This window comes from Candidatus Methylacidiphilales bacterium, from assembly GCA_025056655.1.
Lineage (GTDB): Bacteria > Verrucomicrobiota > Verrucomicrobiia > Methylacidiphilales > JANWVL01 > JANWVL01.
In genome coordinates this window covers 126,583-139,457 of sequence record JANWVL010000055.1, presented here as the reverse complement: position 1 = coordinate 139,457, position 12,875 = coordinate 126,583, and the positions used below count along the sequence as shown (strand labels likewise).

10 protein-coding genes are annotated in these 12,875 nt (G+C 46.5%); 7 read left to right on the top strand and 3 right to left on the bottom strand.

Annotation, left to right across the window (positions count from 1 at the left end; genetic code table 11):
- Positions 1-340: ABC transporter permease subunit (locus NZM04_03300; GenBank protein ID MCS7063066.1), on the top strand; the 340-nt coding region annotated here is incomplete at its 5' end.
- 29 nt (positions 341-369) lie between these two features.
- Positions 370-2,904 carry an ATP-dependent helicase HrpB gene (gene hrpB / locus NZM04_03295; GenBank protein MCS7063065.1) on the top strand — a complete coding sequence of 845 codons (2,535 nt, stop codon included), beginning with the start codon at positions 370-372 and terminating at the stop codon, positions 2,902-2,904.
- Positions 2,905-2,907: 3 nt separating this feature from the next.
- On the opposite strand, the gene efp is transcribed toward hrpB, so the two are convergent.
- A complete protein-coding gene (gene efp / locus NZM04_03290; protein ID MCS7063064.1) occupies positions 2,908-3,465 on the bottom strand; it encodes an elongation factor P in 558 nt (185 codons plus the stop codon).
- A 121-nt stretch (positions 3,466-3,586) separates the two neighbouring features.
- On the opposite strand from efp, the gene NZM04_03285 reads away from it, so the two are divergent.
- Positions 3,587-5,944, top strand: a complete 2,358-nt coding sequence (locus NZM04_03285) for an AsmA-like C-terminal region-containing protein (GenBank protein ID MCS7063063.1) — start codon at positions 3,587-3,589, stop codon at positions 5,942-5,944.
- Between the two features lie 13 nt (positions 5,945-5,957).
- Entirely contained in the window at positions 5,958-6,830 is an 873-nt protein-coding gene (locus tag NZM04_03280) for a deoxyribonuclease IV (GenBank protein MCS7063062.1), read from the top strand.
- A gap of 4 nt (positions 6,831-6,834) precedes the next feature.
- Here the strand turns inward: NZM04_03280 and waaF are convergent, their stop codons facing one another.
- Together waaF and mpl are read right to left on the bottom strand one after the other, a co-directional pair.
- The gene (waaF, locus tag NZM04_03275; protein ID MCS7063061.1) at positions 6,835-7,800 is read right to left on the bottom strand and encodes a lipopolysaccharide heptosyltransferase II; all 966 of its coding nucleotides are present in this window, start codon (positions 7,798-7,800) and stop codon (positions 6,835-6,837) included.
- Positions 7,801-7,899: 99 nt separating this feature from the next.
- The gene (mpl, locus tag NZM04_03270; GenBank protein MCS7063060.1) at positions 7,900-9,333 is read right to left on the bottom strand and encodes a UDP-N-acetylmuramate:L-alanyl-gamma-D-glutamyl-meso-diaminopimelate ligase; all 1,434 of its coding nucleotides are present in this window, start codon (positions 9,331-9,333) and stop codon (positions 7,900-7,902) included.
- A 111-nt stretch (positions 9,334-9,444) separates the two neighbouring features.
- On the opposite strand from mpl, the gene rpsO reads away from it, so the two are divergent.
- The 3 genes from rpsO to NZM04_03255 all read left to right on the top strand — a co-directional run bounded on the left by rpsO (position 9,445) and on the right by NZM04_03255 (position 12,874).
- On the top strand, positions 9,445-9,708 hold the full coding sequence (gene rpsO / locus NZM04_03265) for a 30S ribosomal protein S15 (GenBank protein MCS7063059.1): 264 nt from the start codon (positions 9,445-9,447) through the stop codon (positions 9,706-9,708).
- Positions 9,709-9,834: 126 nt separating this feature from the next.
- Positions 9,835-11,964, top strand: a complete 2,130-nt coding sequence (locus tag NZM04_03260) for a polyribonucleotide nucleotidyltransferase (GenBank protein MCS7063058.1) — start codon at positions 9,835-9,837, stop codon at positions 11,962-11,964.
- A gap of 19 nt (positions 11,965-11,983) precedes the next feature.
- Positions 11,984-12,874, top strand: coding sequence for an SAM-dependent chlorinase/fluorinase (locus NZM04_03255; GenBank protein MCS7063057.1), 891 nt, complete (start codon positions 11,984-11,986; stop codon positions 12,872-12,874).
- The last annotated feature ends 1 nt before the right edge of the window (position 12,875 follow it).

The window sequence follows — 12,875 nt, the reverse complement described above, 5'->3', positions numbered from 1 at the left end:
GGCGCTCGGCCAAAATCATTTTGCTATCTTGTGGAAACATATTCTACCACAGGTGAGGGGGATTGTGCTGGTCTATTTGACGTTGACTATTCCTACCGTGATGCTGGAAGAATCTTTCCTGAGCTTTTTGGGGCTGGGTGTGGAGCCGCCTGGCGCAAGTTTGGGAACATTGCTATCCGAAGGGGCATTGATGATAAACCCGGTGCACATGAATACCTGGCTTCTCTTCATCCCTGCGATCACACTTGCTTCTACTTTGTGCGTGATAAATTTTTTGGGTGATACTTTGCGCGATCATTTTGATCCGCGCAGCCAGCAACACTTTTTCAAGAGGGCCTAAGATAATTGCTGAAGAAGGTGAATAATAGTTTGCCGATATATGAGCTTCATGATGCTTTTCAAAAGGCTTATCAGGCTGGCTATTCAATCATTCTTCAATCTCCAACAGGCTCCGGTAAATCCACGCAAGTTCCTCAATGGTTAGCTCAAGCGCTTCAGAAGCAAACGAACCGGTTTGCAGACAAAATCTACGTTCTGCAGCCGCGTAGGATTGCAGCGCGCCTTCTAGCCAAGCGCGTGGCGGAGGAAATGCAATCATCGCTCGGTGATCGAGTCGGCTATCAAATCCGATTTGAATCGAACGCAGCATCGCATACGCAAATTCTTTTTCTCACAGAAGGCGTTTTCCTTAGGAAAATCAAAGAAGACCCCACGCTGAGTGAATGCGTAGCGATTATCTTCGATGAATTTCATGAACGCTATATAGAGACCGACCTTGCCTTAGCCTTGGCTAGACGTCTTAAAACTACCACTCGCCCTGACCTTCGGCTGATTGTCATGTCTGCAACCCTTTCAACAACGGCACTCGAAGCTTATCTACCGCAGGCGCTCGTATTGCGATCACAAGGACGCATCTTTCCAGTCAGAATTGAATATCTTTCAAAGCCGTTTGTTTCTTCGATGAACTATTCGCTAGCCGATTTAACAGCCGAGGAAGCCGAGCGATTGCTCAATGAAGAAAAAGATGGAGGTCTCTTAATTTTTATGCCGACTGTCTTTGATGTTCAACGCACCCTACACGCACTGCATCGACGCCTCTCCAGCCGAGAGTTCGTTCTCTTGCCTTTGCATGGTGAGCTCCACCCTGACGAGCAAGACGCCGCTATCCGTCGTTATCCCCAGCGGAAAGTGATTGTCGCGACAAATGTGGCTGAGACTTCGATCACGGTAGAGGATATTCGTCTCGTGATTGATTCAGGATTAGCCAGAAAAGCTAAATACGATCCTACAAGGGGGATCAACACATTGCTTATTGAATCGATCGCACAAGCTTCAGCAGATCAGCGCGCTGGGCGTGCAGGTCGGGTTGCGCCTGGAAGATGCTTGCGACTTTGGACGGAATCCGAGCATCGCTCTCGCCCACAATATGAACTGCCAGAGATCCATCGTGTGGATTTAGCAGAGTCTCTTTTATTTCTCGCCTCTCAGGGAATTCAAGACGTGGAGGCATTTTCATGGTATGAGAGTCCGAAAACAGAATCGGTGAAGAAGAGGATGCAATTACTCTACGATCTAGGTGCTGTAGATGATAAAGGCCAAATTACTGCCTTAGGCCGCAGAATGGCAGCCTTCCCAGTGCATCCAAGATTTTCAAGGATGCTTATCTCGGCTGAGACAAAAAGATGCGTGCGACCGATTCTCAACATCATAGCCTTAGCTCAAGGGAAACCGGTTCTTCAACGCGTCCAAGGCCGGGATCGAGAGAAACAAGAAGAGATTCTTAAGGAGGGAGAAGATAGATCAGATTGGTTTGTTGCGCTCAGGGCTTTACGTGTCGCGCAGGAGCATCAGTTTGAGCCGCAAATCTGTTCTCGATACGGGATCAATTCAAACGCAGCGCGCGAAGTGACGCGTATACAAATTCAATTATTAGATATTGCTCGATCACTAGGGATCGAAGTCGAGAGCGAATCGGCTGATTCCGAGTCGATCCTGAGATGTATTTTGGTGGGGTTTCCCGATAACGTAGCTCAGAGGCGAGATCAAGGGACTTTACGTTGTCGTCTGGTGCATCAACGATCCGGCGAATTGTCGCGACTTAGCGTAGTGCGTTCATGGCTCTTTGTGGCATCAGAAATTCGCGAGATCAACCAGCGAAAAGGAGGGGAAGTTATGACAATCCTTAGCTTTGCGACTGCTGTAACAGTGGAGGCTTTGATGGAAGAGTTTCCGCATGCCTTACGAACGGAACAGCAGTGTTTATACGATGAAACGCTCAGGCGAGTAGTGGCTAAGGAGGTCTGTTATTATCATGATCTAGTTCTCTCTGAAAAAATCTTAGAGGATGTGCCGCTGGATGAGGCTGCGACTCTGCTGGCCGAAAAAATCCTCGATGGTTCACTAATCTTAAAACACTGGGATGACTCTGTGGAGCAATGGATTGCTCGCTTAAACTGGCTGGCACGACAGATGCCTGAACTTGGTCTAAAACCCATAGATTCAGAGGCTAGAAAGAGTCTTCTAAAGATGTTTTGTCATGGCGCTGTCAGCTACAAGGAAATCAAGAATAAACCTGTTACTCCATTGCTGAGCGAGTGGCTGAGCGCTTCTGAGGCGGATTGTCTCGAGAGATTGGCTCCTCGGGAGTTGCTCACGCAAAATGGCAAACGTCTCAAGTTGCGCTATAGTGAAGGAAAACCTCCACGGGTCACTGCTCGAATTCAGGACTTGTATGACCTGAAAGATAGAATTTTAATTGCAGGGCAACGTGTGGTGTTTGAGATACAAGCTCCAAATTTTCGTCCGATTCAGGTAACTGACGATCTTGAGACTTTCTGGCGGGAACATTACCCGAAGATCAAGGCCGAGCTTCAAAGGGTGTATCCTAAGCACGAGTGGCGCTAGGGATTATGCGCGGCTTAAGTATTTACCGTCAGCAGTGCTAATTTTTACTTTTTCACCCTCTTTGATGAACAGGGGGACTTGCACTTGCAAGCCGGTCTCAAGAGTGGCTGTTTTCATTACGTTATTGGCTGAATCGCCTCGGACTCCTTCTGGCGATTGTGTGACTGTCAAAACGACTGTCGGGGGCAACTCGATGTCCACTGGTTTCTCATCAGTGAAGATGATATCTACGGCTTGGTTTTCGGTGAGGTAATCTTTTACTTTTGCGACAAAATCCTCAGAAAGCGTGATGCTTTCGTAGGTTTCAGGGTTGATGAAGTTGTAGCCGGAACCGTCTTTATAGCTGAATTCATACTTGGCCCGTGTGAGGGGCACTACTTCAAGTGTATCGTTTGAACCAAATCGTTGAACCATGGATTTACCTGTGCGAAGGTTGCGAAGGGTCATTTGCACGAATGCACGCAAGTTACCTGGGGTGCGATGTTGCGTTTCCAAAACCATGTAGATGTCTCCATTAAACTTAATGGCCTGTCCTTTGCTGATAGAGTGGGCGTTTGGCATATGTCTAGTATATAACACGCACAACAGGCTCTTCAATCGCAAATCCCAACGTTACTGGAAAAGAAAATTTGCTGTTAAGGCTTCTTCATCGCAACTACTTTCTGATGTAAAAAACTCACCCATGAAAGAAATGTTGTCTCGCTTGATCAGGTGGATGAGCGGGTTGAGTGGATGTGGTGTCTTGGCGATTTATGGATACATGGTCGTTTGGGGACTTCCTCGCGGGATACAAGACATTCTTCTGAGTGAACTCAAAGAGCGGGGGCTGATTGTAGAAATGAAACAACTTAAGCTTGATCTGGGGGGAGGCATCGGAGCGTGGGGATTGCGTTTATATAAGGACCCAGAAAAAACTCAACTTTGGCTTGAAGTCGATCGTGCGCACCTCGATGTGGCTTGGCTTGCATGGTTGCGGGGTAAATCTTTATTTGAGCGTGCCTCAGTGGCTAACGCGCGAATTTTCATTCCAGTGGGGAATAAACTTTTAAGACTTACAGAGGTCAACGCTACTGTTGAATTTTTTGCGGACAGGATGGAAGTGCTATATGCTGGTGCGCGTTTTTTGAATGCTGCGGTTGAGTTTCAAGGCAGCATTCGTCTTAATGGTTTGCCGTCGGGATTGGAGGCTCTGTCAGTCAGAGGGGGGGAGAGTAGAGAAAGTATCAGCGCTCAAGAAGCTCCTTGGGAGCGTGTGGTGAGATGGCTTGAGGAAGTGAAACAATCGCCGTTTTGCCATGTCGAAACACAGTTTGAAGTCTCCACGCGTAACCCTGAGGAAGCAAAAGTTTCATTTTCATTGAATGGGGAGAGATTTAACTGGCGAGAGGCTGAGGTGCGTCGAATTCATGCGACGGGAAGCTACCGCAACCGCCTGCTGTCTCTAGATGTCTTCGAGCTCGAGATGGATCGCGGTGGTATCATGATTTCTGCAAAAGTGGATGGTGGGAAGCGCGAATTTTATGCGGCGCTGAGTTCAAATATGGATTTTTCGACACTTGGTAGTTCGATTCGAGGCCGTTGGGGAGAAAGTGTGAGACGGCTAAAATTTAATGAGTTACCAGTTGTTAACGCTAGGATCTTTGGGAGCTGGGCAAATGAGAAATTGCAATACAACATTCAAACCGACATAGATTGGCGTGATTTTCAATATAACGAGGTGCAGTGTCGGCGCCTTTTTTTACCGCTAGGCTTCGATGGGAATCGTTGGCTTGTTCCCGAAGCTTTTATTGAAACGGAAAGGGGAATCTTGCGTGTAGATTTCTTTAGTAGTCGTGAGCCATCTTTAGTCCGTGGTCGTGCTCATTCAACAGTCGATCCGCGGATCTTGATTGGATTCGGAGGTAGAGCACTCGACCTTTTTTTACAGTCCTTGCGTTTTATGTCGGAAGGCCCTGAGATTCAGGCGCGATTGGATGGAGAAAAACTTGCCGACGGGGCTTATAAAATCGAAGGTAAAGCATCATCAGTGGATTTGTCATACAAAGGCGTCAATTTGAAACAGATTTCAGGCGATTATGTTTATCAAGCTGGAGTGCTAAGGGTTGATCGTTTGATTGTTGAACGTCCTGAGGGACGAATTACTGGCGCATTTGTCTATGATTTCAAACGCCGTAAGGTGTCGCTGGAAAATATGCACTCGAATGTGATCATTCCGGAGGTCGCGCCAGCTATAGGTGAGAAGTTCGTCTCATATGTTGTACCTTATCGTTTTGATTCACCTCCTGCATTGAAGATAGATGGTGTGGTGGACCTAGATGATCGAAAGAAAAAGCTTGAGACTGATCTCACAATCGAAGTAATTGCGGATGGAAACATGGAATATGATTTGTTGAAAAAGACGTTTCGTTTTGAGAAACCGCAAGGCCAAATCAAAATTAAAGATAGGACTCTGACTGTAGATTTGCGTAAAAGTGGAATGTATGGGGGAAAACTGGTAGGTGTGTTTTCATCGGAATTGGTTTCTGAAGCACATCCACCTTTTAACTTAAGCCTGACATTGAACGAGGCGGATGTCAAAAGCGCTTTTGTGCACTTGTTTGATTACAAAGAATCGACTGGGAAGCTTGAAGTGAAGCTTGAGATGCGTGGTGGGATAGGAAATCTACGGAGTTTCTTAGGTCAGGGGAAGGTCAACATCCGTGAGGGATACATCTTGTCAATCCCTTTTTTGGGAGGACTCTCTTCCATACTCGGCACATTTATTCCTAGCTTCGGCTTTGCGCGCGCTGATCGAGCTGAAGCTGATTTCAAAATCAACGATGGCGCGATACGAACGGAAAATCTCACGATCAGTAGCACTCTCTTTTCTCTGATAGGGAATGGTCAATATGATTTCATTCGTGACAATCTAGATCTTAACATGCGAGCAAATATGAAAGGCTTGGCAGGGGTTTTTCTTTTTCCGGTAAGCAAGATCTTTGAATATAACGGGTCCGGATCGCTGAAAAATCCAGTTTGGAAACCGAAGTTAACGGATTAATCACTGATTCTGGATGAGCCCAATACACAAGCCAAAATATCCTCGTCTATTTGGCGCCCATACTTCTATTGCCGGAGGATTTGGAGAAGCAATGAGCAGAATCAAACGGATGGGCTTTCGTGCTGCTCAGATATTTGTTAAGAATAATCACCAGTGGTTTAATAAAAGTATCCCTGAGTCTGATTTGAGGGCGTTTGAGCAAGCCCGGTTAGAATTAAAAGATTTGAGTCTCTTCGGCCATACTGGTTATCTTATTAATTGCGCGAGCCCTCAGGAAGAGCTTTGGCAGCGCTCTATAGCTTCTCTTGTAGAAGAGATTCAACGAGCAGCAGTTTTGCAGATCCCATTTTTAGTGTTACATCCAGGCTCGCATGGAGGAAAGGGGATAGAATGGGGAATCAAGCGCTGTGCTGAGGCTTTAAATGAAGCATTATCAGAGACATGCCGAACAAGTGTAAAAATTGCTTTGGAGACTACGGCTGGGCAGGGCCATTGTCTTGGGGCTAGCTTTGAGGAGCTGGCGAGTATCTATTCCATCATCAAGCATAAGGAGCGGATTTTGTTTTGTATTGATACAGCCCACATTTTTGCGGCAGGGTATGATATTAGTAATGCGAAGGGTTATGATCGAGTAATGCAGGAACTTGAGTCTATCTTGCCCCGTGAACGAATTGCCGCATGGCATCTAAACGATTCTTCCGCTCCGTTGGGATCTAGAAAAGATCGGCATCAGCATTTGGGAAAAGGTTATATCGGAAAAGAGGGGTTTAAAGCTTTGGTCCACGACGAGCGATGGTTGGATTTACCGATGGTTTTGGAGACACCAAAGGGATCAGAGATGGATGAGGACCGAGAAAACTTAAAGTGGCTTTGTAGCTTGATTTGAGCAACTACTCTTGCAGGGCCTGGATAATATCGTCCGGTTCAATTTGATTCATACATGCAAAATCGATAGGGCATTCCTTCAAAAAACAAGGGCTGCAAGGGACGTGTTTATGAACGATCCGCACACGGCTGCCTAGAGGTTTGGTGTGTTCAGGATCTGTAGAGCCAAAGATTGCCACCGTAGGAACACCGAGCAAAGAGGCAACGTGCATGGCCCCGCTGTCGTTACACACTACAAGACGAGAACGTGCGACTTCGTGCATAAATTCATACAACGAAGTCTCACCGCAACGATTTTGAGCATCGGGCACATATTTGCGAATAATTTCTCCAAGTGGACGATCTTGAGGAGTGCCAAGGATCACTATGTTTGTGTCTATTAGCTCTTTGAGCATTTGAGCTAAGATACCATATTTTTCAGCAGGCCAGCGCTTGGCTGGACCATACTCCGCCCCGGGGCAAATCACAATTTGATTTAAGACTTCGTTAGCTTCCGGAATATCTAATTCTGGAAATTCTAAGTTTTCCTCTACACCTAGGTGCTTGACTAAATCATGATAGTAAAATTGATGATGCCTACGATGCCAGTTGAGGGATGGTTCGGGGATTGCTACATGGAGAAGTAGGGATCGGAAATGCCCTTGATAACCGATGATTTGTGGAATGCCTGCTAAGCGTGCTTCTAGTGCTACACGAAGGGATTGAGGGAGAAGTATCGCGGTTGCAAAGCGATGGGCCTTGTAAATTTGGGCTACCTGAAAAATTTTTGCTGGCGTCGGTATAGAGATGACTTCATCGATGAAGGGGCAAAGTTTCCATAGGTCTACGAGCTTGTCGGGGGTGGCGACGGTTAATTTAATTTGAGGAAACTTTTTTCGGACATTGCGAATAGCTGGCATGGACATGATTGAATCGCCAAGCCAGTTTGGGCTACGGATGACTACTGGACCGATTAGCTCCACCTCGGACATCGGGGAGGTTGTAGCGATTTTTTAAAAAAAGCCTAGCGCAAAAGTTGTTGCGATGACCGAGCGAAGTCCGATTTTATGAAGCGTGACCAAAGGTCGTGCTCAGGATTTCTTCTCAGCCAATGCATGTAGGAGTTTATCGTGTATCTGATCAAATCCGCCGTTGCTTAATATAAGCAAGACGTCGTTTACTTGTGCCGTGCTAAGGACTCGTTGAATGATAGCATCGACGTGTGGTTCGTAGTAGGCTGGCACTCCCTTGGCCTGAATATCTTTGACGACGCGTTCGGGATTGAGCCTTTCATTTTCGGGGATTTGTTGTAATGCTGCGACCTGAGCGACAATGACAGCGTCGGCTGTGGCGAGGGCATCGGGTAGTATGTTTTGAAAAACTGCACGACGTGTAGTGTTGCTGCGTGGTTCAAAAATAGCCCAAATTCGGGATCTGGGGTATTGTTGACGTATGGCTCGAATCGTCTCACGGATGGCTGTGGGGTGATGACCAAAATCATCAATGACGTGGATACCGTTTACTTCACCGCGATGTTGTTGTCTTCTGCGGACGCCTTTGAATTCTCGTAGAGCGATGGCTATTTGGTGGAGGGGAATCCCAAGATGTTGTGCGACGGTGATCGCCATCGCTGCATTGCGTATGTTGATTTCACCGGCCATAGGCAAGGTAAAGCGTTGATTCAGATAAGTGAAGGCGCTGTATTGTGGATGAAGTTGTATGTCGGAGATGTTCTGTACGCCGCTGTTTTTACGCATAGATACACCGATCTTCTTGGCTAATGCTGTAGAGGCGACTTCACAGGCATGAGTATCATCAGCGTTGTATATAACGAGGCCGTTCTGCGGGATAATGTTCATCAAGCGACGAAACGAGAGCTTGATTGCATCTAGGTTTTCATAGATGTCGGCATGATCGAACTCGATATTGTTGATCACCACAATTTCTGGTAGGTAGTGGATAAATTTGCTTCGTTTATCAAAAAAGGCTGTGTCATACTCATCGCCTTCGAGTATCCAAAAATCACTTTGGACATGACGGCATCCGAGTCCGAAGTTTTCAGGTATGCCTCCGATCAAAAATGATGGATGAAGCTGGGCAGACTCTAGTAACCATGCGGTGATTGAAGTAGTTGTAGTTTTGCCGTGCGTGCCAGTGATTACAACATTACGCTTTCCGCGCAGAAAATAGGTCTTGAGGGCTTCAGGAAGAGAAATATAAAAACGCTTTTGATTTAAAACGGCCTCGATTTCAGGGTTGCCACGTTTAATGGTGTTGCCGACGATGATGATAGAGCTCGGATCGCCGGGTAAATTTTCTGGACGATATCCTTTTTGCACTGAGATTCCTTCGTTTTCTAAAAATGTCGACATGGGGGGATAGATCTGTTCATCACTTCCGGTGACCTTGTAGCCTTGGCGCTTGAGCATGGCAGCGACAGCGCCCATTGCAGTGCCACAGATTCCGATGAAATGAAACGGTATAGAAAAATCATGAAGGCCTAGCGGGACTTGGGAATTATTCATAAATGTAGAGAGGATTTAGGAAGAACCTCAGATGATATTGGCAATTTTATTCCAAGGAAACAATTAATGCCTTGATAAATTTCAGTTTGCAGGCAACATATCGCGATAGTTATGGACAAAAACACTAAAAACTCAGTGATAAAGCAATATCGGATTCACGAGACAGATACTGGTTCAGCTGATGTGCAAATTGCTTTATTAACACACCGTATTTCCAGACTCACTGAGCATTTACAGAACAATAAGAAAGATCACAGCTCTCGACGAGGTCTCATCGGTATGGTTAATCGCCGACGTAAGCTTCTCGCATACCTGCAGCGACAGGATAGACAACGGTATGAGTCTATCATCAAATCTTTAGGGTTGAGAAAATAGTGTTGCCTGACGTTGCAGCAAAGTTAATAAAATTCAAAGGGGGTGCTAGAATAGTAGGCACTGTTCTACCTACTACCAGCTCTCAGCAGAGCGAACTGCTGCAGGTTTAGTTCATCCATGATGTCTATGTTTACTTCACATAAAATCACAATTAACATCGGCCGTCACCCAATTACTATTGAAACAGGAAAGCTCGCGAAGTTAGCCGACGGTGCAGTCACCGTTTCTTATGCGGAAACGATGGTATTAGTTACAGCTGTATCGGCCACTACTATCAAAGAAGGACAAGATTTTTTTCCTTTGACCGTTGAATATCGCGAGAAAGCGGCGGCTGTCGGGCGGTTTCCAGGGGGCTATTTCAAGCGTGAAGGGCGTCCATCTGAAAAAGAAATTTTGACTTGTCGGATGACGGATAGACCTTTGCGACCCCTTTTTCCTAAAGGCTATCTTTATGAGACACAGATAATTACGACACTTCTTTCGGCTGATGGTGAAAACGATGCAGATATCCTGAGCATCAATGGGGCTTCAGCGGCACTTATGATCTCGGATATTCCTTTTCAGGGGCCCATCGGCGCGATACGACTGGGGCGCGTCAAGGGACAATACATTATCAATCCATCTCACGAGGAGCGTGCCTTAAGTGATCTCGATCTGGTGTATGTCGGAACAGAAAACCACGTGTTGATGATCGAAGGATCAGCGAGTCAACTGCCGGATGAGGATTTTGCTGCAGCACTCAGTTTTGCTCAAGCGCAGATCCAACCACTTATTCATGCTCAGAAAGAATTTGCTGCTCGCGTAGGCAAGCCCAAGCGAAACCTCCCGCTTTTTACCGTTTCAGAGAATCTTTTAGAGATCGCATATCAAGTCGCTGCAGATCGAATTGAAGAAGCCATCTATCAGCCAAGTAAGATTCAACGTCAAAATGCTACAGATGCGCTGAAGGACGAGGTGCGAGCTGCTATTCTGAAGCAATATCCCGGAGCAACAGATTTTGAGATTAACTCCGCCTTTGATCATCTCCAAAAGAAAGCTTTTCGCCGATCTATACTTGATTTCGGAAGACGCTGTGATGGCCGTTCGCCAAATGAAATCCGCCCACTTTATGCTGAGCATGGCCTTTTCCCCCGCACTCATGGCTCAGCGCTTTTCTCTCGGGGAGAAACACAAGCAATATGCATGGCGACATTAGGTTCACTCGACGACGCCCAGGAAATTGATGCCTACACTGGGGGAGAAAGAACCAAGCGCTTTATCTTTCATTATCATTTCCCGCCATTTTCTGTTGGAGAAACCGGACGCGTTGGCGGGCTCAACCGGCGCGAAGTCGGCCACGGAGCGCTTGCGGAACGTTCCTTACTGCCGGTTATTCCGCCGCAAGATAAATTTCCATACGCTATTCGCGTAACATCGGAAGTCCTAGAATCAAACGGCTCAACATCAATGGCCTCGGTCTGTGGTGGCACACTAGCCCTGATGGATGCTGGGGTTCCCATTATCGCACCGGTTGCCGGCATATCAGTGGGATTAGTCACCGAATACAACGAAAATGGGCAACTCCTCCGATATATATTACTCGATGACATCATCGGTTCAGAAGACCATTTTGGTGATATGGACTTCAAGCTATGCGGCACTCGCAAAGGCGTCACAGGTTTTCAACTCGACCTTAAACTTCCCGGCATTCCTGTCTCCCTCCTGCAAGAGGCTGTTCGCAGAGCTTCTGCGTCAAGACAAACGATTCTAAGCTACATGGAGAAAATCATTGCTGCACCACGAGCTACACTTTCTCCGTACGCACCGCGAATCGAAACCATCAAAATCGACCCGGAAAAAATCGGGCTTCTGATCGGTCCAGGCGGTAAAACCATAAAAGGCATTACGACTGAGACTGGTGCGCAAATCAGCATCGAAGACGATGGCACCGTCAGAATCTATAGCAACAATGCTCAAAGCCTAGCTCAAGCCCTCAATATCATTGAAGACCTTTGCGGAGAGGTCGTAGTGGGAAAGCTGTATCGCGGCAAAGTGACAGGTATTAGAGAATTTGGTGCTTTTGTCGAAGTTAAATCTGGCCGTGATGGGCTAGTGCATATTTCTGAACTCTCCGATGCTCGAGTTGAGCGTGTCGAAGATGTCCTCAAAGTAGGAGATGAGACCTGGGTAAAATGTATCGGCATTGATGACAGAGGGAAAATAAAACTCAGCCGAAAAGCAGCTCTACGAGAGCTTGCTGAGCGAAAAAAGAACTAATCACGATGTGCACTCTCCCATGAAAGGGAAGAATGCAATACTCGCCAGCTTGATCATATCTCTTGTTCCTCTCTTTCTCCCAGGGTGTAAGTTCGACTCTTCAAAGACTTCTCCGCGATCACCTCAGGTTTTCCTAATCACAGAATTTCCGATCTACGAACCCTATGTCGCTGAAATTTGCGGACAGATACTCAGCATCCAACCTGAAGTTCGCATCCAAGATTTGATCCGCACCTCCTCTCAAAATAGCCTCTCCCAAAATGCCGTAATTCTAGATCAGATTGCTTATAATCTACCCCAAGGCTCTATCATTTTGGCGATTTTGAATACAGCAATCCGTGCCGAACATCCGCCTCTTCTTGTCAAGACTAAAAAAAATAAATTTTACATCGTGCCCGATAACAGCCTTATCACTCTAGTCCTAGAAAGAGAAGGTCTAGAACAAGCATGGCGGTTGAACGTTACTGAACACCACGCCCAGCAGATTAGCAACACCTACCCCTACAGAGAAATCTACGCCTCGGTAACAGGAAAGTTGGCCTCTGGTATCCCACCTGAGAAACTCGGCACACCAACCCGCGATATCTCTAAAAAACATATTGAGCGTCCTTCCTCTATCGCCCAAACAATTACTGCAAAGATCCTCCATATCGATAGCTATGGCAATCTGATCACCAATGTTCCTAAAGACTTCTCTCCGATCCTCATCCAGGACTCCATGCTTCGTGTGGATATAGGTAAAAAATCTATCTCAGCTCCTCTGGTCAAAGATTACCGAGACGTTCCAGTCGGACGGTTTGCTCTCGTATTCAACAATCAAAACTTACTTGAGCTTACCGTTCATCAAGGAAGCGCTGCCTCGGAATTCAAAAATATCACTCCAGGCACAACAATAACAATCCTTCCTTGAA

What these genes read in the sequence shown, in the direction of transcription:
- efp (MCS7063064.1), bottom strand. Translation starts at nt 3,465, where the DNA reads ATGCCAAACGCCCACTCTATCAGCAAAGGACAGGCCATTAAGTTTAAT.
- NZM04_03285 (MCS7063063.1), top strand. Translation starts at nt 3,587, where the DNA reads ATGAAAGAAATGTTGTCTCGCTTGATCAGGTGGATGAGCGGGTTGAGT.
- NZM04_03280 (MCS7063062.1), top strand. Translation starts at nt 5,958, where the DNA reads ATGAGCCCAATACACAAGCCAAAATATCCTCGTCTATTTGGCGCCCAT.
- waaF (MCS7063061.1), bottom strand. Translation starts at nt 7,800, where the DNA reads ATGTCCGAGGTGGAGCTAATCGGTCCAGTAGTCATCCGTAGCCCAAAC.
- mpl (MCS7063060.1), bottom strand. Translation starts at nt 9,333, where the DNA reads ATGAATAATTCCCAAGTCCCGCTAGGCCTTCATGATTTTTCTATACCG.
- rpsO (MCS7063059.1), top strand. Translation starts at nt 9,445, where the DNA reads ATGGACAAAAACACTAAAAACTCAGTGATAAAGCAATATCGGATTCAC.
- NZM04_03260 (MCS7063058.1), top strand. Translation starts at nt 9,835, where the DNA reads ATGTTTACTTCACATAAAATCACAATTAACATCGGCCGTCACCCAATT.
- NZM04_03255 (MCS7063057.1), top strand. Translation starts at nt 11,984, where the DNA reads ATGAAAGGGAAGAATGCAATACTCGCCAGCTTGATCATATCTCTTGTT.